The 23724-nt window shown below is 57.2% G+C and carries 28 protein-coding genes, 1 tRNA gene and 2 pseudogenes; 13 read left to right on the forward strand and 18 right to left on the reverse strand.

The features are described 5' to 3' along the window. Window positions 1-214: 214 nt before the first annotated feature. The 8 genes from aguB (at window position 215) to ACZ9BE_RS25900 (ending at window position 6867) form a co-directional block, all read left to right on the forward strand. Window positions 215-1093, forward strand: coding sequence for an N-carbamoylputrescine amidase (gene aguB, locus ACZ9BE_RS25865; protein WP_073471536.1), 879 nt, complete (start codon window positions 215-217; stop codon window positions 1091-1093). Then, window positions 1093-2199: an agmatine deiminase gene (gene aguA / locus ACZ9BE_RS25870; RefSeq protein ID WP_258707455.1), complete on the forward strand. Its 1107-nt coding sequence runs from the start codon at window positions 1093-1095 to the stop codon at window positions 2197-2199. Before aguB ends, aguA begins: the two co-directional genes overlap by 1 nt. A 245-nt stretch (window positions 2200-2444) precedes the next feature. After that, complete coding sequence (locus tag ACZ9BE_RS25875; RefSeq protein WP_016772156.1) at window positions 2445-2657, forward strand: hypothetical protein; 213 nt, start codon at window positions 2445-2447, stop codon at window positions 2655-2657. A 461-nt stretch (window positions 2658-3118) separates the two neighbouring features. Beyond that, window positions 3119-4423, forward strand: a complete 1305-nt coding sequence (locus ACZ9BE_RS25880) for an OprD family porin (RefSeq protein ID WP_056787155.1) — start codon at window positions 3119-3121, stop codon at window positions 4421-4423. A 231-nt stretch (window positions 4424-4654) separates the two neighbouring features. Further along, entirely contained in the window at window positions 4655-5401 is a 747-nt protein-coding gene (locus tag ACZ9BE_RS25885; RefSeq protein WP_041477502.1) for a 2OG-Fe dioxygenase family protein, read from the forward strand. Between the two features lie 79 nt (window positions 5402-5480). Next, complete coding sequence (locus tag ACZ9BE_RS25890; RefSeq protein ID WP_008080517.1) at window positions 5481-5858, forward strand: GNAT family N-acetyltransferase; 378 nt, start codon at window positions 5481-5483, stop codon at window positions 5856-5858. Further along, window positions 5855-6571: an AzlC family ABC transporter permease gene (locus ACZ9BE_RS25895; RefSeq protein ID WP_016772152.1), complete on the forward strand. Its 717-nt coding sequence runs from the start codon at window positions 5855-5857 to the stop codon at window positions 6569-6571. Before ACZ9BE_RS25890 ends, ACZ9BE_RS25895 begins: the two co-directional genes overlap by 4 nt. Beyond that, entirely contained in the window at window positions 6550-6867 is a 318-nt protein-coding gene (locus tag ACZ9BE_RS25900) for an AzlD domain-containing protein (protein WP_476250088.1), read from the forward strand. The genes ACZ9BE_RS25895 and ACZ9BE_RS25900 overlap by 22 nt, the downstream gene beginning before the upstream one ends. Here ACZ9BE_RS25900 and ACZ9BE_RS25905 read toward each other — a convergent pair. Beyond that, window positions 6784-7710, reverse strand: coding sequence for a LysR family transcriptional regulator (locus tag ACZ9BE_RS25905; RefSeq protein WP_122611119.1), 927 nt, complete (start codon window positions 7708-7710; stop codon window positions 6784-6786). The two genes, ACZ9BE_RS25900 and ACZ9BE_RS25905, sit on opposite strands and share 84 nt — an antisense overlap. Window positions 7711-8178: 468 nt before the next feature. Between ACZ9BE_RS25905 and ACZ9BE_RS25910 the strand changes: the two genes are divergently transcribed. From ACZ9BE_RS25910 to ACZ9BE_RS25920, 3 genes are all read left to right on the forward strand, one after another. Then, window positions 8179-8469: a type II toxin-antitoxin system RelB/DinJ family antitoxin gene (locus ACZ9BE_RS25910; RefSeq protein WP_056787159.1), complete on the forward strand. Its 291-nt coding sequence runs from the start codon at window positions 8179-8181 to the stop codon at window positions 8467-8469. Window positions 8470-8688: 219 nt separating this feature from the next. Further along, window positions 8689-9096, forward strand: a complete 408-nt coding sequence (locus ACZ9BE_RS25915) for an MbcA/ParS/Xre antitoxin family protein (RefSeq protein ID WP_150637943.1) — start codon at window positions 8689-8691, stop codon at window positions 9094-9096. Window positions 9097-9107: 11 nt separating this feature from the next. After that, window positions 9108-9773, forward strand: a complete 666-nt coding sequence (locus tag ACZ9BE_RS25920; RefSeq protein ID WP_095181167.1) for an RES family NAD+ phosphorylase — start codon at window positions 9108-9110, stop codon at window positions 9771-9773. Here ACZ9BE_RS25920 and ACZ9BE_RS25925 read toward each other — a convergent pair. Both ACZ9BE_RS25925 and ACZ9BE_RS25930 read right to left on the reverse strand, forming a co-directional pair. Then, a complete protein-coding gene (locus ACZ9BE_RS25925; protein WP_476250089.1) occupies window positions 9764-10558 on the reverse strand; it encodes a lipopolysaccharide biosynthesis protein in 795 nt (264 codons plus the stop codon). The genes ACZ9BE_RS25920 and ACZ9BE_RS25925 overlap by 10 nt on opposite strands. A gap of 307 nt (window positions 10559-10865) precedes the next feature. Continuing rightward, window positions 10866-10988 (reverse strand): DUF3077 domain-containing protein, encoded by a 123-nt coding sequence (locus ACZ9BE_RS25930; protein ID WP_353956569.1) that lies wholly within the window; start codon window positions 10986-10988, stop codon window positions 10866-10868. On the opposite strand from ACZ9BE_RS25930, the pseudogene ACZ9BE_RS25935 reads away from it, so the two are divergent. Further along, a pseudogene (locus ACZ9BE_RS25935) lies at window positions 10957-11070 on the forward strand (helix-turn-helix domain-containing protein); the annotation flags it as partial. The gene ACZ9BE_RS25930 and the pseudogene ACZ9BE_RS25935 overlap by 32 nt on opposite strands. A gap of 220 nt (window positions 11071-11290) precedes the next feature. On the opposite strand, the gene ACZ9BE_RS25940 reads toward ACZ9BE_RS25935, so the two are convergent. The 8 genes from ACZ9BE_RS25940 to ACZ9BE_RS25975 all read right to left on the reverse strand — a co-directional run bounded on the left by ACZ9BE_RS25940 (window position 11291) and on the right by ACZ9BE_RS25975 (window position 17282). Beyond that, window positions 11291-12049 (reverse strand): Abi family protein, encoded by a 759-nt coding sequence (locus ACZ9BE_RS25940; RefSeq protein WP_476250090.1) that lies wholly within the window; start codon window positions 12047-12049, stop codon window positions 11291-11293. 43 nt (window positions 12050-12092) lie between these two features. Further along, window positions 12093-12281 (reverse strand): hypothetical protein, encoded by a 189-nt coding sequence (locus ACZ9BE_RS25945; protein ID WP_476250091.1) that lies wholly within the window; start codon window positions 12279-12281, stop codon window positions 12093-12095. A gap of 281 nt (window positions 12282-12562) precedes the next feature. Beyond that, window positions 12563-12638: transfer RNA gene (locus ACZ9BE_RS25950), tRNA-Thr, on the reverse strand. Window positions 12639-13067: 429 nt separating this feature from the next. Beyond that, complete coding sequence (locus ACZ9BE_RS25955; RefSeq protein ID WP_476250092.1) at window positions 13068-14303, reverse strand: methyltransferase; 1236 nt, start codon at window positions 14301-14303, stop codon at window positions 13068-13070. Beyond that, window positions 14284-14973, reverse strand: a complete 690-nt coding sequence (locus tag ACZ9BE_RS25960) for an ABC transporter permease (RefSeq protein WP_016772145.1) — start codon at window positions 14971-14973, stop codon at window positions 14284-14286. Before ACZ9BE_RS25960 ends, ACZ9BE_RS25955 begins: the two co-directional genes overlap by 20 nt. After that, window positions 14970-15665: an ABC transporter permease gene (locus ACZ9BE_RS25965; RefSeq protein WP_016772144.1), complete on the reverse strand. Its 696-nt coding sequence runs from the start codon at window positions 15663-15665 to the stop codon at window positions 14970-14972. Before ACZ9BE_RS25965 ends, ACZ9BE_RS25960 begins: the two co-directional genes overlap by 4 nt. Before the next feature lie 77 nt (window positions 15666-15742). After that, on the reverse strand, window positions 15743-16495 hold the full coding sequence (locus ACZ9BE_RS25970) for an ABC transporter substrate-binding protein (protein ID WP_095181077.1): 753 nt from the start codon (window positions 16493-16495) through the stop codon (window positions 15743-15745). Window positions 16496-16508: 13 nt separating this feature from the next. After that, window positions 16509-17282, reverse strand: a complete 774-nt coding sequence (locus tag ACZ9BE_RS25975; RefSeq protein ID WP_236168220.1) for an ABC transporter ATP-binding protein — start codon at window positions 17280-17282, stop codon at window positions 16509-16511. A 543-nt stretch (window positions 17283-17825) separates the two neighbouring features. Between ACZ9BE_RS25975 and gabP the strand changes: the two genes are divergently transcribed. Continuing rightward, the gene (gene gabP, locus ACZ9BE_RS25980) at window positions 17826-19217 is read left to right on the forward strand and encodes a GABA permease (RefSeq protein WP_016772141.1); all 1392 of its coding nucleotides are present in this window, start codon (window positions 17826-17828) and stop codon (window positions 19215-19217) included. A 78-nt stretch (window positions 19218-19295) separates the two neighbouring features. On the opposite strand, the gene vapC is transcribed toward gabP, so the two are convergent. The 7 genes and pseudogenes from vapC to ACZ9BE_RS26015 all read right to left on the reverse strand — a co-directional run bounded on the left by vapC (window position 19296) and on the right by ACZ9BE_RS26015 (window position 23709). Beyond that, on the reverse strand, window positions 19296-19694 hold the full coding sequence (gene vapC, locus ACZ9BE_RS25985) for a type II toxin-antitoxin system tRNA(fMet)-specific endonuclease VapC (RefSeq protein WP_150637947.1): 399 nt from the start codon (window positions 19692-19694) through the stop codon (window positions 19296-19298). Then, window positions 19694-19924 carry a type II toxin-antitoxin system VapB family antitoxin gene (gene vapB, locus ACZ9BE_RS25990; RefSeq protein WP_024011210.1) on the reverse strand — a complete coding sequence of 77 codons (231 nt, stop codon included), beginning with the start codon at window positions 19922-19924 and terminating at the stop codon, window positions 19694-19696. Before vapB ends, vapC begins: the two co-directional genes overlap by 1 nt. 165 nt (window positions 19925-20089) lie before the next feature. Then, on the reverse strand, window positions 20090-20542 hold the full coding sequence (locus ACZ9BE_RS25995; RefSeq protein ID WP_056787197.1) for a hypothetical protein: 453 nt from the start codon (window positions 20540-20542) through the stop codon (window positions 20090-20092). A 6-nt stretch (window positions 20543-20548) separates the two neighbouring features. Then, the gene (locus ACZ9BE_RS26000) at window positions 20549-20962 is read right to left on the reverse strand and encodes a hypothetical protein (RefSeq protein ID WP_236168218.1); all 414 of its coding nucleotides are present in this window, start codon (window positions 20960-20962) and stop codon (window positions 20549-20551) included. A gap of 29 nt (window positions 20963-20991) precedes the next feature. Then, a complete protein-coding gene (locus tag ACZ9BE_RS26005; protein ID WP_476250093.1) occupies window positions 20992-21927 on the reverse strand; it encodes an alpha/beta hydrolase family protein in 936 nt (311 codons plus the stop codon). A gap of 106 nt (window positions 21928-22033) precedes the next feature. Continuing rightward, a pseudogene (locus tag ACZ9BE_RS26010) lies at window positions 22034-23199 on the reverse strand (PDDEXK nuclease domain-containing protein). A gap of 165 nt (window positions 23200-23364) precedes the next feature. After that, a complete protein-coding gene (locus tag ACZ9BE_RS26015; RefSeq protein WP_056787206.1) occupies window positions 23365-23709 on the reverse strand; it encodes a hypothetical protein in 345 nt (114 codons plus the stop codon). Window positions 23710-23724: the final 15 nt, after the last annotated feature.

A 23724-nucleotide genomic window follows, 5' to 3' on the forward strand; every position in this document is an offset into this window, starting at 1 on the left:
GGCTCGCTCCCACATTTGTTTTCGGTCTTAAGTTCGATTTCTATCGATTTAATTAGCGTTAAAGCGGATAGATTAATGATTTATAGCTTTTAAAGCCGATATTTATCGGTTATAAATTCGCCATTGCTCCGGCATGGCGATCTCTTGTCCGGTGCGCGCGTTTTCTTTTCGGTTGAATTCTTCGACCGTCAAAGCACTAGCCCGGAGATGATTCATGAGCCGTATCGTTACCGTCGCCGCCACGCAGATGGCCTGTTCGTGGGACCTGGAAGCCAACCTCGAAACCGCTGAAAGACTGGTCCGTGAAGCCGCCGGCAAAGGCGCGCAGATCATCCTCATCCAGGAACTGTTCGAGGCACCGTACTTCTGCCAGAAGCCCAATCCGGATTACCTGCAACTGGCAACGACGGTTGAAGAAAACGTCGCCATCAAACATTTCCGGAAAATTGCCAAAGAGCTGCAAGTGGTGCTGCCGATCAGCTTCTACGAACTGGCCGGGCGTGCACGCTTCAACAGCATCGCGATCATCGACGCCGACGGCAGCAACCTCGGGATTTATCGTAAAAGCCACATTCCGGACGGCCCGGGCTATCACGAGAAGTATTACTTCAACCCGGGCGACACCGGCTTCAAGGTGTGGAACACCCGTTATGCGAAAATCGGCGTCGGCATCTGCTGGGACCAGTGGTTCCCGGAAGCGGCGCGCAGCATGGCCCTGCAAGGCGCGGAAATTCTCTTTTATCCAACCGCGATCGGCAGCGAGCCGCACGACAAGACCATTTCTTCGCGCGATCACTGGCAGCGGGTGCAGCAGGGCCATGCCGGCGCCAATCTGATGCCGTTGATCGCCAGCAACCGCATCGGCAACGAAGAACAGGACGGCTACGACATCACCTTCTATGGCTCTTCGTTCATCGCCAACCAGTTCGGCGAAAAAGTGCAGGAGCTGAATAAAACCGAAGAAGGTATTCTTGTGCACACGTTCAACCTCGACGAGCTGGAACATATTCGCAGCGCGTGGGGTTCATTCCGCGACCGCCGACCGAATCTGTACGGCGCGTTGAAAACCCTCGACGGTTCCCTGGAGTCCTGATGACCACATTGAAAAGTACCCCGCGCGCCGACGGCTTTTACATGCCGGCCGAGTGGGCGCCACAAACCCAGACCTGGATGATCTGGCCCGAGCGCCCGGACAACTGGCGTCTGGGTGGCAAACCGGCGCAGGCCGCGCACGCCACAGTGGCCAAAGCCATCGCCCGCTTCGAGCCGGTGACCGTTGCCGTCTCCGCCGGCCAATACGAAAACGCCCGCGCGCGCCTCGATGTGCCGAATATCCGCGTGGTGGAAATGTCCAGCGACGATGCCTGGGTTCGTGACAGCGGCCCGACCTTCGTTATCAATAACCATGGCGAAGTGCGCGGTGTGAACTGGGATTTCAACGCCTGGGGCGGTTTCGATGGCGGCCTGTATGCACCGTGGAACCGTGATTCGCAGGTCGGCGGCAAGATCCTCGAGATCGAACGCAGTCCACGTTACCGCACCGAAGGTTTCGTGCTCGAAGGCGGTTCGATTCATGTCGACGGCGAAGGCACGCTGATCACCACCGAAGAATGCTTGCTCAACCGCAATCGCAACCCGCACCTGAGCCGCGAAGAAATCGAAGCCGTACTCAGCGACAACCTGTCTGTGGACAAGATCATCTGGTTGCCGGATGGCTTGTTCAACGATGAAACCGACGGCCATGTGGATAACTTCTGCTGCTACGTGCGTCCGGGCGAAGTGTTGCTGGCCTGGACCGAAGATCCGCAGGATCCGAACTACCCGCGCTGCCAGGCCGCGATGCAAGTGCTGCAAAGCAGCACCGACGCCAAGGGCCGCCCGTTCACGGTGCACAAAATGCCGATTCCGGGGCCGCTGTACGCGACCGAAGAAGAGTGTGCCGGCGTCGATGCGGTGGACGGTTCGCAGGAGCGCAATCCTTCCGTGCGCCTGGCCGGCTCCTACGTGAACTTCCTGATCGTCAACGGCGGCATCATCGCGCCGAGCTTCGACGACCCGATGGATGCCCCGGCCAGGGAAATCCTGCAGAAGCTGTTCCCGCAGCACGAAGTGGTGATGGTGCCGGGCCGTGAACTGTTACTGGGTGGCGGCAATATTCACTGCCTTACCCAACAGCAGCCAGCGCCGCACAAAGAGTGAGTTGAGTCGTAACAGCTTGAGTTGATTAACAAATCAGCCAGGCAATGATTAGCTCGCTCAGCATGAAAGCAAGCCCGCGGCCCGTCAGGACCGCGGGCTTGTTTGTATCCGCCGGTCGACATTCGAGTCGCCTTGGCATAGCTCTTGTATTGCTCCTGATGCACTAGGGAGGGAGGGGAACTTCAACAGTTCTGTCACAAACCTTGGATAACGTAGCCGCTCACGAACGGGGAGAGAGCGCTGAAATGAACGCCGAAGTGAACGTAATCAGCGAGCGGACTGTGCATCCCATGGCCGTCAACGGCGAATCGCTCCAGCTTGTCGCGCACTGGTTGAAGTCCAATGGAACGCGTCAGATCAGACAACCTGATCCGCGCCGGATGATGATCGAGCGTTACCCCGCTGGCCTGTTCAGCGAGGCCGAGCTGGAAGCCTTGTGGGATGTGATGGAAGGATAGGAACAATAGGGATTGGTAAAAGCGCTGCCGGGATGGCGGCGCTTTTTTTGGCCTGATTTTTATCCACAGGCATTCAAAGGTGGGAGCGAGCCTGCTCGCGAAGACGTCAGCCCTGCCAATGACTTTGTTAACTGATCCAGCGCTTCCAGAGCAGGCTTGCTCCCACAGTTCAGAACTCCCTGTTTAATCCGTTTTTTCTGCAACAGCCCAGCAAAAAAAATACGTTTCTTAGACGTTTTTCGCCTATTTAAAGACGATTCTTGAAATTGACACACAGTTCAGGGCGCGGCTACGATTCGGCCCAACGCCTGTGGCTAACCGCCATGACTCAAAATAAGGAGCAGGCCCGCCAGGACGTTACGTCGGCGGGCTTTTTTGTTTCGGGGTGAATACAAGAGTGCAGAAAGCGCCGTTTCAGCCGTTCGACACAGCGCGTTTCAACCCGTAATAAGGAAAACAAAATGTTGAACAAGCGAATCAGTCTGATCGCACTGGGGATGTTGAGTGCTACACAGGCCATGGCTAACGACCAGGCCGAATCCAAGGGTTTCGTTGAAGACAGCAGCCTTAAAGTGCTGTTGCGCAACGCCTACATCAATCGTGATTACAAAGACGGTAACAAGGACAAGGCCGAATGGGGCCAAGCGGCCATCGGTACGTTCTCGTCGGGCTTCACCCAAGGCACCGTTGGTGTCGGCGTGGACGCTTTCGGTCTGTACGCATTGCGCCTGGACGGCGGCAAGGGCCGTAGCGGCGCCGGCGGCATCGACTTCTTCAAACAGGAAAATGACGGTCGTGCGAACCACGACATCGCCAAGGGCGGTGCTGCGGTCAAGTTTCGTGTATCCAACACCGTGTTGACCTATGGCGACCAGATGCCGGCCCTGCCGGTGCTGAGCTACGACAACGTGCGTCTGCTGCCGGAAAGCTATACCGGTACGTTGATCACTTCCCGTGAAATCCAAGGCCTGGAATTGAACGCCGGTCGCTTCACCGCCGAATCGCGCAAAAGCGATGAAGGCCGTGACAGCGGCGGTCTGAAGTCGATCAACGTGTTGGGCGGCAGCTATCAGTTCACCGAACACTTCAAAGGCGCGCTGTACGCCTCCGACGTTGAGGACGTCTTGAAGAAACAGTACGTGAACGCCAACTACGTGATTCCGTTCAACAAGGATCAGTCGCTGACCCTGGATTTCAACGGCTATCGCACCAAGCTGGACAGCTCGTACGTACGCGAAAACACCGTACCGGGCGAAAGCATCGTCACCGGTCGCGACAACAAGATCTGGAGCCTGGCAGCCACCTTCGCCACCGGCCCGCACTCGTTCACCGTGGCGCATCAGCGTTCTACTGGCGACAGCAACCTCGGTTACGCCTATGGTGGCTACCAGAAAGATCAGGGCCGTGTTGGCGACGGTGGTAACTCCATCTATCTGGCCAACTCCTACTGGTCCGACTTCAACGCCGAAGACGAGCGCAGCTGGCAGCTGGGTTACGGCCTGGACTTCGGTTCGTTCGGCGTTCCGGGTCTGAGCTACAACTTCGCTTACGTGCGCGGCGACAACATCACCACGTCCACCAGCGAAGGCGGCACCGAGCGCGAAATCTTCAACCAGTTCAAGTACGTCGTGCAGAGTGGCCCGGCCAAAGACCTGAGCGTGAAGCTGCGCAGCTCGATCCTGCGGGTATCGCAGAAATCCAGCGAGTACAACGTCAGCGGTAACGAGCTGCGTGTATTCGTGGACTATCCGATCAACATCTTCTGATGATCGATCCGCTGTAAGAAAAATGAGAAAACCCCGATTCGTTCGGGGTTTTTTTTCGCCGGTTTTTCAGCGAAAACCGCAAATAACCGGTGTTCTTGTCATATAAAAGTCGTTTTTCAAGCGCTGCAGATTCCGTTTCAAGCAGTGCTTCAAATGCCTGAAATTCTTTCTCATGGACGCAAATTCTCCACCCAATAGATTAGGGCGTTCAACGCAGCGGAGAATTTGGTAATGATCGTTTTGAACAGAGAAGTGGGCGAATCGCTACGGCGCGACAAGTTTGTCAACGTCCAGGGTGGTGACTTCAATCTCTACGGTCATTTTGCCGACTTCGTCAGACTGACCAAAAGTTGGGAAAACATGGAGCCTGACAGCTATTACGGTCAGGCCGAAGCCGGCATGCGTTATCGTCGTTACAGCGACTTTGAATACAACCCGAAAACCCGCGAACTCAAGCAACTTGAGCATCGCGCCTACGTGCAATCGAAAGAGAACAACGCTTACGTCGGTGGCGTGGTACGGCACTTTCAGGACTTTTCCGAAGAAGTGATCTCTTCCCCGGTGATGCGCAGCCTGATCGACACCGATTTCGAAGTGTACAAAAGTGTCCTGCCGGAAGAGTTGCACGATGAAATCTGGCAGTGCCAGATCCATCAGATCCGCATCGAGATCAAACCCGGCAAACAGCTGGAAATCACTCCTGAAGGTATTCATTGCGACGGCTATCCGTTCAGCGGTGTGCACTTCTGGGGCCGCAGTAACGTAGAGGGTGCCGAGAGTCGACTGTACGACATTCACGAGCATCAACTGGCGGCGACCACCTACGAGGAAATTCTCGATACCACCTTCTTCCTCGATCGCGACATGCGCCACTACGTGACCCCGGCGCGCAATACCCACACCCATGCCATGGCGTACCGGCAGATTCTGGCGATTTCCTTCTCGCGGCCCGGGACCGCTTTCGACATTGTTCGCTAATCAGATCACCCTAATCGACGGCGTCGAGTGCTCGACGCCAGTGGTACTGCGCCGCGCCACCGCCAAGGATGCGCAACGCATGGAGCGCTTCTTCCGCCAGTTCGACGAAGTGTCGTTCTGCGAATGGCAGGACGCCAAATGCCTGCGCGGCGTGTTGATCCAGAAAACCACCACGGCGTATCTGGCGTTCGATGTGGCTGGCGAGATCGTCGGCGCGGTGCTCGGCGGCATGCTCGGCAGTCGCGGCACGATCAATCATCTGGCCGTGAGCCCGCGCTACCGCAGCCAGGGCGTGGGCCAGCGTCTGGTTGAAGCAGCGTCGTCCGACATGAAACGGGTCGGGGTGCTGCGGATGTTTCTGTTCGTCGACGATGCTAACCTCGCGGGCAAGCGATTCTGGACTGCCCAGGGTTTTTGCGAGCCTCACGGCGAACGAACATTTGAGAGGGATCTATGAATGAAAGGTCCGGCAGCGCGCCGCTGATGGCGACTCATCAGCCGTCGCGCACGTTTGCCGAAGCCAGCCCGGTGGTCGCCGGGTATTTCACCGTGTCGTTTGTCTTCGGGCTGATGGCGGTCAACGCCGGTCTGCCGATGTGGCTGCCAGTAGCGATGTGCTTGTTTGTCTATGCCGGCGCCTCGCAGTTCGCCGCGCTGGCGCTGATCTCCAGCGGCGCCTCGCTGACCACCATTGTGCTGACCACTTTCCTGATCAATGCGCGGCACATGCTGATGTCGGTGTACATGGCCAAGGCGCTGCGCGCCCTTGGTTTGAGCCGCATGGAGCGTTGGGCTTACGCCGGTGGCCTGACGGATGAATCCTTCGCCTTTCACAGCGTCAAGCTTGGCACGGGCGCACCGGTCAATGTGCGTTACCTGATCGGCTTCAACCTGTTCTGTCACACCTCGTGGGTGCTCGGCGGTCTGCTCGGTGCGGTCTGCGCGCAGTACGCGGCGCACTTGATCAAGTATCAGCTCGACTACGCGCTGACGGCGATGATGCTCTACGTGCTGGTCTCGCTGTGCAACACGCGCAACAAACTGATTGCCGCCGCTGCCGCCGTGGTCTGCATGGGTGCGCTGAGCCTGATCGGCAGTTCGCCCTTCAACGTATTTATCGCCACGTTCGTGGGCTGCGGAGTGGGTGTATGCCTGACCAAACGTTCCTGATTCTGGTGGTGGTGCTGATGATGGCCGTGACCTTCCTGCCGCGCGCCTTGCCACTGCAGACCAACACCGAACACTGGCCGCCCTTCGTGGCGCGGGCGCTGGAATATCTGCCGGTGGCGATCGTCGCTGCGATCAGCCTCACACCCCTGTTGATCAAGGATCGGCAGATCCAGCTCGATCGCCCGGAATTCTATGCTGCGATTCCGACGTTGCTATGTGCGTATTTCAGCAAAAACCTCTTTCTCAGTGTGGCGGTGGGGACGGCTGCGTACATTGCGCTCGGCTCGTTCATGTAGCGGCAGATCAACGACGTCGTTCAGCGCCTGGTGCGACAGCTCCGGATTGTTTACCGCCAGGCGCACTTCGAGGAAATCCTCGAAACCGGGAAAAATCGTCAGACCGTTCTTCTGCGCCGCTTCACGCGAGACCATGCCGACCGCATCCATCTGCGTGATCAACGACAGCGTCAGGGTTTCGCTGCAGGAATAGACCATGCGCTGGCCGTTCTCGTGATTGCCCAGCCCGGCGTCGAGAAACCGCAAGAAGCTGTGGGAATACGGACAATCTTCCGCAGGACGCACCTGAAACTTGTTGCCCAGCAAGGTCAGCGGATCGTTTTCCTGACCGCAATGCGCACCGACCACCTGCACCTGCACCTCTGGCAGCACGATGCTCGGCAGCCCCGGCCGCTGCGGGCCGATCAGCACGGCAAGGTCGAAATCTTCGTTCTTCAGCTTGCTGAGGTTTTCCATCGACTCGGCGTAGCTGAACTCCATCTGATAATCGGGAAACACCTCGATCAGGCGTCCGATCATGCGTCGGTTGAAATCAGGCGACAGGGTGTTGTTCAACGCCACCTTCAACGTGCGCTGCCCGGGCACCTTCAGCGCCTCGACCTTTTCTTCCATCTGTCGCGTGGCGATCAACACTTTGTCGATGTAAGGCGTGAGCTCCGTGCCTTGCGGCGTCAGCGTCAGGCCCTTGTTGGAACGGCGAAACAAGCGGAAACCGAACTGCTCTTCGACCTTGTTCAACTGTGCGGCCAACGCCTGCACGGTCAGGCACGAATGCTCGGCTGCAGCCGACAACGAGCCGGTCTGCACGATGCGCATGAGGTTGCGTAAGGTTCTGCTATCCATGGGTAATGCCCTCTGAAGTGGGCTGGGTATTGTTGTTTACGAAACGACCGAAACGGCGCCATATGCCGGCTATATTCCTGCACCTGAGCATAGTTGTCGCGGATTTAGTAGCGAATTGATTTCCCCGCCGATGGCTGGAGGCTGACAGAGGATCGGGGTTTTTGGTGAAGTGGGGGTGATGAAGGTCAAAAAAGTGCGTGGTTTTGGTGCGCGGTGAGATTTTTTTCGAAGAGAAACAGCTTACATCTTCCTAGCTTTTTGCCTGCGTCATACGCAGATAGGTCTCAGGTAAAGTAACGATTCAGCTGATAGCGCCCAACAGTCAAAGGAGTTGAAATGGATGTCTGGCATGCGAGCCATGGTGGTAGATAACCACCTATCAACTTCGCATTGACCCACAAAGATCACTCCGAACACAATGCAGGGGTAGCGCTGATGTAGCTACAAAACCACGATGAGGTAATTGAAATGGCTGCACTACTGAAAACTACCGATGTGCGCTGCCGCATTGATGAGGATTTGAAAGCGCGTGCCACTGAAGTCTTGAACGCTTGCGGGCTGAGCATTAGCGACGCCATGCGACTTTTTCTGCGACAGGTTGTTGCTACTCAGGGGCTTCCCTTCGAGGTGCGAGTTCCATCGGAGAAGACGGCCCGCGCAATGATGGAAGCACGAGAAATCCGTCAGCGTTTCGACTCGATAGACGACATGCTAAGGAATGCTGATGGCGAAACAGGAGAAAACGCAAAAACGCGCTGATCGGCCTAAACAGTGTGCACAGACTTCTGAATTCAAGAAGTCTTGGGATCGTTTAGGGAGTCATTCAGAACTGTTTAAATAGCGCAGAAAAACATAAGCCGGCTTAACTCCGGCTTCTGAGCGTTTGATTATTACGATTCGTTCATTTGTGTATCAAAACGCTAAAAAATTACAGTTATGTACTAGTCTTCAGCTAAGACAAAAAATCAGGAGGCGTCTATGCCTACCTCATCCCCAGCTCTCACCCCACGCGAACAACTCGACGCCCCCGAAGCCGGTCGCGTCGCGCTGAAGTTCTTCTTTAACCTCATGGAGCGCTGGGGCTGCAGCGCTGAGCAGCAACGCACATTGCTGGGCGGTGTCGGTAACACCACCTTCTATAAATACAAACACCTGCCGAACGTACGTCTGCCTAACGATACCCTTGAGCGCATCTCTTATCTGATGGGCATTCACAAGGCGCTGAGCATCATCTTCAGCAATAGCCGTGAGCGCGCCTACAAGTGGGTCAGCAGCCCGAACACTGCGGCACCGTTCAATGGCAAAACCGCCCTGGATTACATGCTGGCGGGCCGGGTGGTCGATATCGCCGATGTGCGCCGCTACCTCGACGGAGTGCGCGGTTGAAAGCGCCGGCGCTGGTCGACGTGCCATGGCCACGCGCCTATCGCATCGTCAACAGCAGCTTCCCGCCGATTGCGCTGTTCGAAGACGTCCTCGACCCCGAGGACCTCGAAGTTGCCTACGCCATCGAAGCGCTGACCAATGATCGCCTGATCGAACAGGCCGGCGTCCTTGCCCGCGTACGTCCCGAAGATCGTCTGTCCGGCCCCGGTTCCAGCCCGGTGATGGCCGCGTTCACTCACGTCGGCAAACGCAGCCGTTTCAGTGACGGCACCTTCGGCGTCTATTACGCCGCCAGCAGCCAGGCTGCGGCCATCGCTGAAACCTGTTTTCACCAGGAACGCTTTCTCGCGGCGACCCAGGAAGCCGATCTCGAATTGACCATGCGTACTTACATCAATCAGGTGATCAAGCCGCTGCACGACGTTCGCCATGGCTTTGATCATCTGCATCAGCCTGATCCTGAGGCCTATGGCCCATCACAGCTGTTCGCGCGGCAACTGCGCGACGTCGAGTCGTGGGGCTTGCTCTATAGCAGCGTCCGGTTGCCTGGGCATGAATGCGTTGCGGCGTTTCGTCCGCCGGCGGTATCGATTCCGAAGCAGGGCAAGCACTTGCGCTATGTCTGGAGCGCAAGTGAGGGCAGAATTTCGTTTGTGTTCGAGGTCAGTCAGGTCTGAATTATCGCTTTGACTTCGTCGAGTGTTTTGACCGGAATGACGCCGGAAGGAATTCGCGAAGAGGGCGACAAGTTGTAAACGGCAAACTCTTTGCCGACGACTTTGTCGGACATGAGTTTCAGAGATGGAAGTATTCTGGAATGAAAATGCTGATCCAGACCGCACGGCGAGATAGAGCTTCCATCAATCTCGTAAAAGCGCCCCGCGGACTGGTTCATATCCGCTCCCACCAAAATCGCCTTTGAAAAGCCTGCGTGATAGGCAAGTTGGAGTGCGAGATACAAGACTGTGCGGGCATCAAAAAAACCATGGGCCAGGTTTTTGCTGAACCCGATACTGCGGTTTCGGCTACCCAGAACAGCGCGATTGCGTACGAGATCCTGGTTGTTGCGCAGTAGCCATTCAGTCAGGGTTGGTTTGGGCGCTTTCTTGAGCAAATAGAGATCACCTGTCGGTTCAACGGCCAGTTCCTGGGCCTGGCGAGCCCAGAGAGCTACTCGCTGACTGGTGCGCATCGCATAGGCAAACAAGTCAGGCTGTTGTATCGAAAAACTGGTGTCGGTGCATGCATAGAAGAACGGCTTTATGCCTGTTCCCATGAACATGGATATCGCACCGTTCACCGTGATCATCGGGATGTCGGCAAACTGTTCAATGGGAAAGTCCTTCGCGGAGTTGCCCGACGCGATAATGAATACAGCGCCTTGAGCAATGTTTCGACAGTCAGAAAAGTCCCTGATTTGCGAACGTGCGGAGCCGTTTGGCGTTTCTGATGTTGAGTTCATCGATGGTCTCTTGGTCCATGTCATGCATTCAGCCCGTTGTGCTGACGTGATGAAGCGGGATGACTCTTCCACAGCGCCGCGCTTTGTAAGGGAGTGTTGCGCTCGGCGTTAGTTCCCAATTGGCTGCGGGGCGGCCGATGCGTTGGCCAAGAACGCTCCAGTGGCTGGCGGGTTGTCTGGATAGATGCAGGAGGGAAGTCGGATATGTCCCCGCACCAAGGGACCTTGAGGAAGGCCGGCATGTTTTCGGCAGGCCTGAAATGCAAAAAGCCCTCGCATCAACGAGGGCTTCGAATGGCGGTTTGCATCAATGCCTTTCTGGTGGCGAATCCATTACTTTCACCACATCATCGATCAGTGCCTTGCTTGGCTCGTGCAGATACTGCGAGGCATAAGCGCGGACTTTGCAGGATTGGGAACAGGGGCACAGGCAGCCGACGGGTGCAGCGCAGACTCTCTTGCGGGTGGCAAGTCAGCATCCTGAGGCGTTGCGGGATCTGCATATTGCTTGATACCACTAAAACCTTTCGCCTGGCGTCTGCTACTGAATACAACGAAGCCCCTGCATTTCTGCAGGGGCTTCGTTTTGTATGGCGTCAGCACCAAAATCGTAAAAAAGAATTCAGGTTGCGACTCTGTCACTAATTGAAAAACGTGGTCTGTCCCCAATTCTGTTTCCCCAATTCTGTTTCTCCGGGCGCAATGGCGAAAGAACAAGACCTCTGGCTTCCCTTACTCCAAACACCATTGCGATTGCCGTTTCCAGTCATCTGGAAATCCCATAAGTTTCAAATCACCCGGTTCCCTCTGGTCCATTATTTCGGCCAAGTGAAATTTCCACTGGCTGTCTGGACTGATCAAATCGGTTAAATACGCCAGCATCGTTAGTACTATAAATAGCCGCTGCTTGGGTTGAGGCCGATTGCCAGGCGCATTTTGGATGACCCATTCTTTTGGTAAGGATGGTCGAATCGAGAGCTCTCTGTTCCATAGTCGTGAGTGGTGGGCGCAGCAGTTTCGAATGAAGGTCAGAGTGTGGAGCCAGGAGGCCAGTACTTCGAAGGGGAGATCAAATCTGCTCGCGATCGCTTTCTTGTCGACGCTTTTGCCTATGGCATTGAACATCGTGGATACCGTCCCAAGGCTGAGCTCTTCCAGAACAGCCCAAGCGGGCGGCAACTCGGGATGGGCATAGGTTGATCCGTAGAATCGAAAATAGTTATCGCGCATGCGATTTTCAATTCGCTGGTGCTGGACCTGATCAACTCGGCTGCTCTTTTTTATACGATCAATCTCACGTCCCAGTTTGTTGCGCTCCTTGCCCAGTTGATCTCGCAGGGGCCGCAATAAATCGCCATGTGAATATGAAGAAGAGAAGATTGACGCGTCAGCTATCCAGTCAGGCCCGTACTTAGGGCACATGTGATTGCTGATAGTCGCTCGTATGGCGACTTCGACACGTTCGATAGCATCCATGGTTATGCGTCGCAACGAGCCATCGAAGCGGTAGATGTCGACGACTGCTTTCAGAGTGCTACCAGGTTTTGAAGGTGTGTTCAGGGTTTGTTTCCTGAAAAGGGCGCATGTATGGACTCGAGCGAAACAGCGTGACCACTTCCAGGAAACGCATGGCGCGCTCGTCATTTGCGACTTGCAGGCCTCGTTGCTTTAGCAGTTCCAATTGCTGTTCTACGCTGAGGGCCGGCTTGTCGAAGGGCCTCATGTAGTTTTCTCCAGGCAAAAAAAACCCGCACGATTTGAGCTTGCTGACTGGGTCAACCTAGGCTTGGCGGGTGTATTGGGGTGCATTATAGGTAGGTGCAAGAGCCCGTCAATGTTGGGCTGATGTGAAATTGTAACGGGTCCAGGCACGCGGGCAGAGTAGGGGGCTGCTGGTTGAGATAAGGCGTCGTTTGTTTTGTCGCAGCGATGCGGACCTCCTGGTGAGCTCCAAGCGCCAGAAACAACAAAGCCCCTGCATTTCTGCAGGGGCTTTGTTTTGTATGGTGCCGGCACCAGGAGTCGAACCCGGGACCTACTGATTACAAGTCAGTTGCTCTACCAACTGAGCTATACCGGCGTGTGGGCGACGATTATAGCGATTGGGTAGATCCTGTAAACCCCTGAATTCAGACTATTTTTGCATTCCGGAAAAATCAGGCCCAGCGCAAATTTATGCGCTGCTTTTGTACCTCGCGCGTAGTAAGACATTTATACAGGGCGTACGGGTCAGCTTCGGCTTTCATGACCCCACAATTATTCACTCGGCTAGCCCAATATTCGTCGGTTATGTCGTTTTGATTGGCAGCTTATGCACAACTGAGGGGCGCGGATACTGGCTTATGCGAGGTGTTGTGAACCCATTCTCATCTTGTTCGCAAATCCCTGTTTTACAGGTTTTTTATTCATGTGAACAAAAAATGACCAGTGTTGTTAAAGCGACGAAACAGGCGCAGATATTGGATCCACAGCAAATCCATCAACAGAGTTATCCACAGGTCGTAACGTTTTAGGCGCGCTCGGCGAGCAGCAGTAAGTTACGCGGTGTGAGTGAGGCGTCGCAAAAGGTGCCGAGGCGTACGACGTATCCCTGTTCTGCGAGGAAAAGCGCCCGATCCAGATTCAGCCAGAGCTCAAGCGGTCGGCGGAACAAACCGCAAAGCAATTCGAGATTGCGAACTTCGGCCAACCGCTGCCAACCGGTTGCTTCGAGTGCGGGCCAATCTGCCTCACCGATTGTGGATAACTCTTTGAGCACAGCCAGATCGCGACAGTAATCGGCGAACGGTTTGTCCAGCCAGGCGCTGGGCAGGGAGGGCGTTGGCAGGTATTCATCGACGCCGCGCACTTGCCGTTGCAGCAGGTCAAAAGCCAGGCGACGAGCCATCGATGTGTCACGCTGGCGCCGGACGCGCGCACCGGCGGTGACGGTTTCGTTCATCGGCAGCGCCAGATCTTCCAGCGAGAGCTGTAGAAGCGATGCCGATCCTGCGCAGGACAAGGCCTGGTATTCGTTACGACTGATGCGGTTGTAACAGCACGGTGCGATCGCCATTTGCTGGCAGCCGGCAGCACTGGCCAAATGCATCAAGCGCACGTGCAGATCACCGCATGCGTGGAGGGCGACGGGGGTGTGGGCGGCGTTCAATACGGCCGGGGCGTCTGCCGCGAGTACATCCTGTTCGACATGCAGGGCGTGCAAGTGATGACGCTGACTCAGTGCCTGACCGCTGGCGACCAATAAAGGATCGTATTCAACGCAAGTCAGTTGCTGCCCCGACCCCATTAAGCGCCGTCCCAAGTGCCCTTTGCCTGAACACCAATCCAACCAATGCGTCGGTGGCGAAGCGAAAGACAAGCGACCGGCAAACGCCTCGATCTGCTGCCACTTGCGCCCGGGCACATCGACATTCAAGCGATGCCCGGCAGCCTCAAGCGCATGCCCCGGCAACTCACCGACCGCACTCAACTCTGCCGACAACTTCGCCAATGAAGCGAACGGCTCTGGCGCATCGACAAGATCAGCAGGATGGTTATGCGCGCGTTCTGCGGCTTCCAGCGATCGCTTGCGTAGCCACGCAGACAACTCCGGGTAGGACGCTTCCCATGGAAGTTGTAGGTGAGTGAACGGTCGAGGTTTCCACAGCGCCTGATGCTCAATCAGAAAAGCATCCAGCGCCGTGAAACGGGCGAGTAGGGCCTCGCCCGTCAGCACGTGGGAAGTATCAGCGGCCTTGGCAGGCATCGACGCGCAGCCAGCGTTCCAGCAGCTTGAAGCCGCGAACCAGCACGTAAGCCATGACCAGATAGAACACACCGGCGGCGAAGAAGATCTCCACCGGCAGATAAGTGCGGGCGATGATCGTGCGTGCCATGCCGGTCAGTTCCAGCAGGGTCACGGTGCTGGCCAGGGCGCTGGCCTTGAGCATCAGGATCACTTCGTTGCTGTAGGCCGGCAGGCCGATGCGCGCAGCACGCGGGAGGATGATGTAGAACATCGCTTTCGGTCTGGACATGCCCAACGCTCGCGCGGCTTCAATTTCGCCCGGTGGAATCGCCTGAATGGCACCGCGCAGAATCTCGGCGATGTACGCCGCCGTGTGCAAGGTCATGGTCACGGTCGCGCACCAGAACGGATCGCGCAGGTAGGGCCACAACGCGCTTTCACGCACCGCGTCGAACTGCGCCAGGCCGTAATAGACCAGGAACAGCTGCACCAGCAACGGCGTGCCCCGGAAAAAGAAGATGTAGGCGTAAGGCAGCGAGCGCACGTACCAGCGCTTCGAAGAGCGGGCGATGCCCAACGGAATGGCGAGCAGCAGGCCGGCAATGACCGCGATGGCGACCAGTTCCAGCGTCAGGGTCGCGCCCTGTGCCAGTTTTGGCAGCCACTTGATGATGACTTCCCAGTTCATTGCGCGCTCCTCGCAAAGCCGCGGGCGGCGCGTTTTTCCAGCAAGTGCATGCCGGTCATCGCCAGCACTGTCAGGCCGAGGTACATGATCGCCGCGACCATATAGAAGGTGAACGGTTGTTTTGACACGGTCACACCGATCTGCGCGTGACGCATGATTTCTTCCAGACCGATGACCGATACCAGCGCGGTGTCTTTCATCAGGATCATGAACAGGTTGCCCAGGCCCGGCAGGGCGATGCGCCACATCTGCGGCATGATCAGCCGGGTGAAAATCCGCCATTTCGACAGGCCCAGGGCCTGGCCGGCTTCACGGTGGCCCTTGGGAATGGCCAGCAGGGCGCCGCGAAACACTTCCGTGGCGTAGGCGCCGAAGCACAGGCCCAGTGCGATCACACCGGCGGCAAAGGCGTTGAGTTGCAGGTCGGGGTTGCCGAAGTACTCACCGAGGGCGCGCATCAGGTTGACCGTACCGAAGTAGATCAACAGCACCCAGAGCAATTCCGGGACGCCGCGCACCAGTGTCGAGTAGGTACCGCCAAGCCATTGCAGCGGCTTGTACGGGGAAGTCTTGGCCAAGGCGCCGAGCAGGCCGAGCACCAGGCCCAGGCACAGGGCGGTGAGGGCCAGTTGGACGGTCATCAGCGCACCAGCGGCGAGCGCCGGGCCGAATCCGTAGAGGTCGATAATCATGGGTTTCTGTTCAAATTGCGGCAGGCAAAGTCGGGAGCCGGCGCCGCTTCATCGCGGCGCCGGTCCCACAGGTCAGATCAATAGATGCTGAACGGGAAGTACTTGTCGTTGATTTTCTTGTAGGTACCGTCAGCGACGATTTCCTTCAGCGCGGCGTTCAGCTTGTTGCGCAGTTCGTTGTCACCCTTGCGCACGGCGATACCGATCTTGTCGCTTTCCACTACCGGGTCGCCCTTGAACTCGTAGTTCTTGCCAGCGTCGGTTTTCAGCCAGTCATAGTTGGCGTACTTGTCGGCGAGGATCGCGTCGACACGACCGGAGGTCAGGTCGAGGTAGGCGTTTTCCTGGGTGTCGTAGAGGCTGACCTTGATATCGTCACCGTAGGTGTCTTCCAGCCAGGTGCCGGCCAGCGTTGCGCGCTGGGTGCCGATGGTCTTGCCCTTGAGCGAGTCCTTGTCGGTTTTGAAGTCGACGTTCTTCGGCGCGATGAACTGCAATTTGTTCGAGTAGTACGGGTCGGTAAAGTCCACTGCGGCTTTGCGATCTTCGGTGATCGACAGCGAGGAAATCAGGAAATCGAACTTCTTCGCGTTCAGCGCCGGAATGATGCCGTCCCAGTCGGAAGTGACGACGGAACATTCGGCTTTCATCTTCGCGCACAGGGCGTCGCCGATTTCCTTGTCGAAGCCGACCACTTGGCCGCTGGCGTCTTTATTGTTGAACGGCGGGTAGGCCGCTTCGATGCCCATCTTCAGGGTTTCAGCCATGGCACCGGCGCTGAACGCGAGGGTGACGGCGGCGGCCAGGAAGACCTTTTTGAAATTCTGCATGCATGTTGCTCCGTTAGCGGTTGCTGGACATGAATTGTTTGCAGCGCGCCGAAAGCGGGTTGTCGAACACCTGCTGTGGCGATCCTTGCTCTTCTATAAGGCCCTGATGAAGGAACACCACTTCGCTGGAAACCTGGCGGGCGAAGCCCATTTCGTGGGTCACGAGCAGCATGGTGCGGCCTTCTTCGGCCAATGCGCGGATGACACTAAGTACTTCCTGAACCATTTCCGGGTCAAGCGCGGAGGTCGGTTCGTCGAACAGGATCACCTTCGGCTGCATCGCCAGCGTGCGGGCGATCGCTGCGCGTTGTTGCTGACCACCGGACAATTGCGCCGGGTAGGCGTGGCGCTTGTCGGCGATGCCGACCTTGGCGAGCAACGCTTCGGCGGCTTCGATGGCTTCGGCCTTGCTCTGGCCGAGCACGCGGCGCGGGGCCTCGATGACGTTGTCGAGCACGCTCATGTGCGGCCACAGATTAAAGTTTTGAAATACAAAACCAATCTCCGAGCGCAGACGATTGATCTGTTTGCCGTCGGCGGCGACCAGTTCGCCGTTCTTCGCGGCTTTAAGCTTGAGTTCTTCACCGGCCACCAGGATCTGGCCCTGGTGCGGGTTTTCCAACAGGTTGATGCAGCGCAGGAACGTGGACTTGCCGGAACCGGAAGAGCCGAGGATCGAGATCACGTCGCCGTCGCGGGCGGTCAGCGAGATGCCTTTGAGCACCTCCAGCTGTCCGTAGCGTTTGTGCAAGTTGCGGATTTCAAGCGCGGGCGTGGCCTCAGCCATGTGCGTTCCTCATATATGTTGCGCTCCTGCTGTTGGCGGGCCTTCCTGGCGAGGCGGCCAAGCTAGCATAGCGTTTCAATGGCAGCCAACAGCGCTACGAGCGGTAAACGGGTGGCATGTGGCGGGTTGTCGCATCGGCGCAGCAGACTGTCGCCCCGTCAACAACCGAACGGGTGTTTGATCGTGTAAACCCGTGGGTGCCGCGTAAAAAAAGGCGCGATGTTGCCAGCTTTGGCGGGGTGTTGGAAGCGCTATCCGGCCGAACGTTCCTTATTCGCCCTTTTTCTGTGCGCCGCACACTTTTTCTGTGTGTTTCTGGTGCGCGGATTCGTCTTGAAAGTGAGTCGCCGGGTAACGTTCTGGCGAATAGCCATTAAACTCAAGGACTTGCATCGGATGCCGGAGCCCCCGGCCCTCAAGGACTTGAAACATTTTGGCGCAAATATTGCGTGCAGAATAAGGAACAGGCCGTTGGATTCTTTTTACGAGAAAGAATTTACAGACGCGCCGGACGCACTCGCTTTCCTTGCAAAGGTAGTCTCTATGAGCAGTACCCCAAGCTCCACTGGCCTCGAACAGGGGCTCAAACCGCGTCATGTGACCATGTTGTCGATCGCCGGTGTGATCGGCGCCGGTCTGTTCGTCGGCTCCGGCCACGCCATCGCTGCCGCCGGCCCGGCCGTGCTGCTGGCCTACGCCGCTGCCGGTACTCTGGTGGTGCTGGTGATGCGCATGCTCGGCGAGATGGCCGTGGCTTCGCCGGACACCGGTTCGTTCTCGACTTACGCTGATCGCGCGATCGGTCACTGGGCCGGATTCACCATCGGCTGGCTGTACTGGTGGTTCTGGGTGTTGGTGATTCCGCTGGAAGCCAACGCCGCCGCGACCATCCTGCATGCGTGGTTCCCGGGTGTCGACATTTGGGCTTTCGCGCTGGTGATCACCATGCTGCTGACCGTGACCAACCTGTTCAGCGTGAAGAATTACGGTGAGTTCGAGTTCTGGTTCGCCCTGATCAAGGTGCTTGCGATCATCGGCTTCATCGGCCTCGGCCTTGCAGCGATTTTCGGCTTCCTGCCGACCAGCCAGGTCAGTGGCGTTTCGCACCTGTTCGACAGCGGCGGCTTTCTGCCCAATGGCATGGGTGCTGTGCTGGGCGCGATCCTGACCACCATGTTCTCGTTCATGGGTACCGAAATCGTCACCATCGCGGCGGCGGAATCGAAAGACCCGGGCAAGCAGATTTCCAAGGCGACCAATTCGGTGATCTGGCGGATCGGCCTGTTCTATCTGGTGTCGATTTTCATCGTGGTTGCGCTGGTGCCGTGGAACGATCCTACCTTGGCCAACCTGGGTTCCTACCAGACCGTACTTGAGCGCATGGGCATTCCCAACGCCAAGATGATCGTCGACATCGTCGTACTGGTCGCAGTGACCAGTTGCCTGAACTCGGCGCTGTACACCTCCTCGCGCATGCTCTTTTCCCTCGGCAAGCGCGGCGATGCCCCGGCCATGTCGACCCGCACCAACAAGAGCGGTACGCCTTACTGGGCGGTGATGTTGTCGACCGGCGCAGCGTTTCTCTGCACCTTCGCCAACTATGTGGCTCCGGCCGCGGTGTTTGAATTCCTCCTGGCCAGCTCCGGCGCCATCGCCCTGCTGGTGTACCTGGTGATCGCCTTCTCGCAACTGCGCATGCGGAAACAGCGCATGGCGCGCGGCGAGAAAATCGTCTTCAGCATGTGGCTGTTCCCCGGGCTGACCTGGGCGGTGATCATCTTCATTGTCGCCGCGCTGACCATCATGCTGTTCCAGGAAGCCCACCGCGTGGAAATCCTTGCCACGGGCCTGCTGAGCCTGATGGTGGTAGCCGCTGGTCTGCTGGTGTCGCGCCGTCGCAAGCTGGAGAAGCGTGGTGCGGTGGTGTTGAACTGAGTCGTAACGCGTGATGTAAAAACGGCCGCTGTCAGGGATGACTAGCGGCCGTTTTTGTTTCTGAGCTTTCCAGTCAGGTTAAACCCAGTCCTCGATTCGCAAACCGGAAACGCGTTCAAACTCCCGTACGTTGTTCGTCACTACAATGAGTCCAAGTGAGCGTGCGTGGCCAGCGATCATTTGGTCGTATGGCCCGATCGGCGTTCCAGCCTTCGCGAGTTCAGATCGAACCATCCCGGCCTGTGCGGCTGCGTCGTTATCGAAAGGCAAGACATCCAGTCGCGCGACAAATCCTTCAACAATTGCCAGATTTTTCTCCGGGGCCGCCGACTTTTCAGCACCGTAAATAAGCTCCATAAGCGTGATAGCGCTGATGCACAACTGCCCGGAATGTCGATTGAAGGCTTCCCGGACAATTTGTGGTTTGTTCTTGATGGTGAAGATGCAGATATTTGTATCCAGCATGTACTTGATCATCAGAACGACTCGCGCTCCTGTTCAGTGGGTTGCTCACGGTTAGCCATGAAATCAGGGCTGACGCTGTCGCCATCAAACCAGCTATCCCAGCTTTCTCCAGCAGGCGTAATGACGCGTGTTCTGCCAATCGCGATGACTTCCACTCGTTTAACGTCGCCGGGCATCGCAACTGCCTTTGGCAGTCGGACTGCCTGACTTCTGTTGCTCATGAAAATTGTGGTCTGCTCCATATTCGAGCTCCCGGGTCTGTTCCTGTGATTAGCTCAGGATAGATCGTGCTGGGGATATGTCAATGGGATATACATCGTCACCGGACAAAGAGTAGCTAGGCCATCCAAACAAAAACGGCCGCTGTCAGGGATGACTAGCGGCCGTTTTTTGTTTCTGAGAAGGGCTTATTCGCTCTTGTCTTCCTGGGGCTCTACCGACTTGCCATAAGCATCCAGCGCCACGCCGAAATCCGTAATGAACTGCGGCTCGCTCAGCCAGGCCTGGGCCTGTTCGATGGTCATGCCGTCGGCCCACATGCGGTAGTCGATGAGCATATCGGCGGCCAGGTGGGTGGCGGCCATGCCTTCGTTGTCGGCGTTTTCCATGTCGAGCAGTTCAGGATGGTCGACGATGATGAAGGCCAGTTCGCGCAGCAGGGTCAGCAGCATTTCGTTGCGGCTGACGGCTTCGGCGTCGCGCATTTTGCTGAACATCGCCAGGGTGTATTCCGGGATCGGCTCGGCGAGGTGGCCGAGCTCTTCGTCCTGATCCAGCGGTTTGCGCCCGACCATACGGATCTGCTTGGCTTTGGCCTTGGCGCGTTTGGCGCGTTTCTGTTGCTTGTTCAGGGATGCCATGGGAGCTCAGTTCTTCTGTTGGGTTTGTGCCGCGATCGCGTCGGATGCCGCTACATAGTCAGCTTGGAATGCCGGAGATTCGATCCACGCCAGCGCGCCGGCCTCGTCGGTTTCCTGCGACCATTGGCGATACTCGATCAGCGCGGCGAGGATGAAATCCATCGCGCCTTCTTCGCCTTCCTGCTCGTACACCAGTTCCAGTAGCGGATCTTCGAGGAACGCGCTGCACATGGCTTGCTGACTGATCTTTTCGGCGTCGATCATTTTCTTGAACAGCTCGGTCAAGTCCACCGATTCGAAGTCGATGCGGTCGTCGTTCGGGTCCAGCTCGACCGGCGCTTCGGCGCGCTTGGTGCGGTTCTGCTTGGCCTTGGCTTTGGCCCGGGTGGCGCGTTTTTGCTGCTTGTTGGCGGAGGCCATGATGTGTTCCGTCGTGCGTTGAGAGGGGCTCAGCTGCGTGGCACTTGTCGGCCGGGTGTATCGGCGGCCAGTGCGCCGGTCTGCAGCCAGGTCAGAGCAATGGGCCATAGTGTGGCTTGGTATGCGCTGCGAAAAAAGCCGAAATGTCCGACTTGTCGTTCGCCGATGTCCTGCGGCGCAATGCGCAGATGGGTTTTTGCCGCGTTGCTGAAGTAGCCGAGCAGGCGTTCGATCGCCGGGATCGTTCCGTAAGGATCATCGCTGAGGCTGATGGCGAGGGTCTGCGCGCGGACGCCATCGAAGGGCAGGGCGCCCGCCTTTTTCATCAGCACCCGACCGCTTGGACGATCCTCGTACCGTGCAGTGGGGGTGCTCCAGTCGCAGACTACGCCGGTTGGCGTGTCCTCCAGCCAGCCGATCCGCTTGCCTGGAAAATAGCCGCAGAGCAGCGTCATCAAAGGCATGATCACATGCCACTTGCCGAACATCCGCCAGCGCTGTTCGGAAGCATAATCGCGCCAATAAGCGAACTGCGCACCGACGGTTACCAACCGTCGGATCACCTTGCCCGACTCCGCCAAGCCCGCCGCGCAACCGCCGAAACTATGGGCGACCACATCGATTGGCTGACCGTGAAACTCCCGCTGCGCGCGTTTGAGCATCGCTTCGAAATCCAGAGCGCCCCAGTCAGTCCACGAAGCGCGCAGCCCTTTGATCGATTCGCTGCGTGATTCGCCAATGCCCCGGTAGTCGTAGGTCATCACGTCGAAGCCGTGACTGAACAGATAGGCTGCGAACCTTGAGTAATGGCGACAGCGCACCGAGGTGGCGGCGTTGATGATGACCACCGGGCGCTGTGGATCGGGCGAACTGTGGCGCCAGGTGAAGCCGCCGAGTGCGTAGCCGTCGTCGGCAGTTTCCTTGAAGGACGTGCCTTCAGCTGCAGTCAAAACTGGTTGGCTCAACTCTGCGTCTTCCAACTCGAATGGGGGCTTGCTGCCTATGGCGCTTGACCTCGGCGGTTAGGTGCCAACCATAGTCGCCGCGCTGATCAAGAACAATCCGGCCGGTTCATTCACTGGATTGAATGAGCATGCGTTCTTCGATCAACGCCTGTTCGCGGTTGAGTTCAGCACGTAACTCTTCTTCGCTCGGCAGTATCGTCTTGTAGCTGCTGGCGAACAGTTGCTCATTGCCTTTGAGCATGGAATAGCGCGCCACCGAGTCATTGCTTTCCGCGCTGAGAATGATACCGACGGTTGGCTTGTCACCTTCGCTGCGCTTGAGCTCGTCGTACATGCGCAGTCCATCTGCCCGACATCGCGGGCGCTGAGCTTGCCGCGTTTCAGGTCGATGATCACGAAGCACTTGAGCAGATAGTTGTAGAACACCAGATCGATATAGAGGTCGACGCCGTCAGTGCTGATGCGTTGTTGGCGGGCGACAAAGGAAAAGCCTTTGCCAAGTTCAAGCAGAAAGCTTTGCAAGTGATCGATGAGGGCTTGTTCGAGTCCGCTTTCCCTGACTTTGCCTGCTGAGGGCAGGCCGAGGAATTCGAGCATGACTGGATCGCGAATGAATTCCCGCGGATTGCATTTCATCGCGTCGATGTTGGTCGTGGCTTCCTCGACCACCTCGGCTTTGTCCTGACTCATCAGCAGGCGCTCGTAGTAGAGCGTCAGGATCTGACGATCAAGGGCGCGGCTTGACCAGTTGAGGTCGGCGCATTCGTTCATGTACCACAGGCGCGCTTTCTCGTTCTCGACGCGTAGCAGGCGGCGGTAATGGGTCCAGCTTAATTCGGGACGCAGTGCGTCTCGAATTGGAAATTTCTGATAAAACAGGCGCATCTTCCACAAATTGGTTTCATCAAACCCTTTCCCGAATTGTCCGGTCAGATCCTTAGCCAGTAGGCCAATCAATTTTTTCCCATATCCCGCACGCTGGGCTCCCTGTTGTTCAAACTCGACGATATGCCGGCCGATTTGCCAACAAGTCTGCACCTGAATCGTATCGACCGCGCGTAGCACTTTTTGCCGCGCCTGGCGAATCAGCTCGCCGAGTTCGCCCAGCAGTGAATCGATTTTATGGTCTTGCGTATCAGCAGGTTTGAGCTGGCTCATCGGGTCTTCCGCATTCTGGAAACAGAGACGCAAGCATGCCGGGGAAGGCGGCGCAGGTATGTCGGGCGAACCTGCGAGTTCGGAAGGAAGGGTGGGACAGGCGTTGCAGGACATTGCCACCGGAAGGCGCGTAACAGGGTAAATGTCCGTAGTCCATTTCGTACTTTTGCCCAGTCAATCGCCGCAGAGTTGGCAGCGCTGCGGTGAGCGATCTGGTGTTGCGCTGGAATGAAAGAACAGGCAGGTAAGAGGCTGCTTCAAAAAAGCGCCCCAGTTGCATCATCGCGAGCGCTTGCCCTTCGGCCTCTGCTCACGCACCCGCCCTTTGCGATAAATCCACAGCCCGAACACACCGATGGCCAACATGAACGCGGTCCAGAAGCTCTGCCACATGAACTCGAACCAGTATCGCCGAGGTTGCAGTGCCAAGGTGTAGGTGCTGCGCGGTCCGCGATTGTTGGTGGTGATGGAACCGCTGATCCAGCTTTCGATAAGCATGTAGATCGAAAGACACACGGCTAAGGCAATCAGCACGCCAGCGAGCACCGTCAGCCAGAATGTCCAGTGGCTCGGGCGATACGGCGGGGGATGCGGCAAGCGAATACGGGTTCTTTTCTGATTCATAAGCGAGGCTCGCGC

The organism is Pseudomonas sp. TE9122, assembly GCF_056278925.1.

Coding starts and splice junctions, on each gene's coding strand:
- aguB (WP_073471536.1), top strand. CDS start 215: ATGAGCCGTATCGTTACCGTCGCCGCCACGCAGATGGCCTGTTCGTGG.
- aguA (WP_258707455.1), top strand. CDS start 1,093: ATGACCACATTGAAAAGTACCCCGCGCGCCGACGGCTTTTACATGCCG.
- ACZ9BE_RS25875 (WP_016772156.1), top strand. CDS start 2,445: ATGAACGCCGAAGTGAACGTAATCAGCGAGCGGACTGTGCATCCCATG.
- ACZ9BE_RS25880 (WP_056787155.1), top strand. CDS start 3,119: ATGTTGAACAAGCGAATCAGTCTGATCGCACTGGGGATGTTGAGTGCT.
- ACZ9BE_RS25885 (WP_041477502.1), top strand. CDS start 4,655: ATGATCGTTTTGAACAGAGAAGTGGGCGAATCGCTACGGCGCGACAAG.
- ACZ9BE_RS25890 (WP_008080517.1), top strand. CDS start 5,481: ATGGAGCGCTTCTTCCGCCAGTTCGACGAAGTGTCGTTCTGCGAATGG.
- ACZ9BE_RS25895 (WP_016772152.1), top strand. CDS start 5,855: ATGAATGAAAGGTCCGGCAGCGCGCCGCTGATGGCGACTCATCAGCCG.
- ACZ9BE_RS25900 (WP_476250088.1), top strand. CDS start 6,550: ATGCCTGACCAAACGTTCCTGATTCTGGTGGTGGTGCTGATGATGGCC.
- ACZ9BE_RS25905 (WP_122611119.1), bottom strand. CDS start 7,710: ATGGATAGCAGAACCTTACGCAACCTCATGCGCATCGTGCAGACCGGC.
- ACZ9BE_RS25910 (WP_056787159.1), top strand. CDS start 8,179: ATGGCTGCACTACTGAAAACTACCGATGTGCGCTGCCGCATTGATGAG.
- ACZ9BE_RS25915 (WP_150637943.1), top strand. CDS start 8,689: ATGCCTACCTCATCCCCAGCTCTCACCCCACGCGAACAACTCGACGCC.
- ACZ9BE_RS25925 (WP_476250089.1), bottom strand. CDS start 10,558: ATGAACTCAACATCAGAAACGCCAAACGGCTCCGCACGTTCGCAAATC.
- ACZ9BE_RS25945 (WP_476250091.1), bottom strand. CDS start 12,281: ATGAGGCCCTTCGACAAGCCGGCCCTCAGCGTAGAACAGCAATTGGAA.
- ACZ9BE_RS25955 (WP_476250092.1), bottom strand. CDS start 14,303: ATGCCTGCCAAGGCCGCTGATACTTCCCACGTGCTGACGGGCGAGGCC.
- ACZ9BE_RS25960 (WP_016772145.1), bottom strand. CDS start 14,973: ATGAACTGGGAAGTCATCATCAAGTGGCTGCCAAAACTGGCACAGGGC.
- ACZ9BE_RS25965 (WP_016772144.1), bottom strand. CDS start 15,665: ATGATTATCGACCTCTACGGATTCGGCCCGGCGCTCGCCGCTGGTGCG.
- ACZ9BE_RS25970 (WP_095181077.1), bottom strand. CDS start 16,495: ATGCAGAATTTCAAAAAGGTCTTCCTGGCCGCCGCCGTCACCCTCGCG.
- ACZ9BE_RS25975 (WP_236168220.1), bottom strand. CDS start 17,282: ATGGCTGAGGCCACGCCCGCGCTTGAAATCCGCAACTTGCACAAACGC.
- gabP (WP_016772141.1), top strand. CDS start 17,826: ATGAGCAGTACCCCAAGCTCCACTGGCCTCGAACAGGGGCTCAAACCG.
- vapC (WP_150637947.1), bottom strand. CDS start 19,694: ATGATCAAGTACATGCTGGATACAAATATCTGCATCTTCACCATCAAG.
- vapB (WP_024011210.1), bottom strand. CDS start 19,924: ATGGAGCAGACCACAATTTTCATGAGCAACAGAAGTCAGGCAGTCCGA.
- ACZ9BE_RS25995 (WP_056787197.1), bottom strand. CDS start 20,542: ATGGCATCCCTGAACAAGCAACAGAAACGCGCCAAACGCGCCAAGGCC.
- ACZ9BE_RS26000 (WP_236168218.1), bottom strand. CDS start 20,962: ATGGCCTCCGCCAACAAGCAGCAAAAACGCGCCACCCGGGCCAAAGCC.
- ACZ9BE_RS26015 (WP_056787206.1), bottom strand. CDS start 23,709: ATGAATCAGAAAAGAACCCGTATTCGCTTGCCGCATCCCCCGCCGTAT.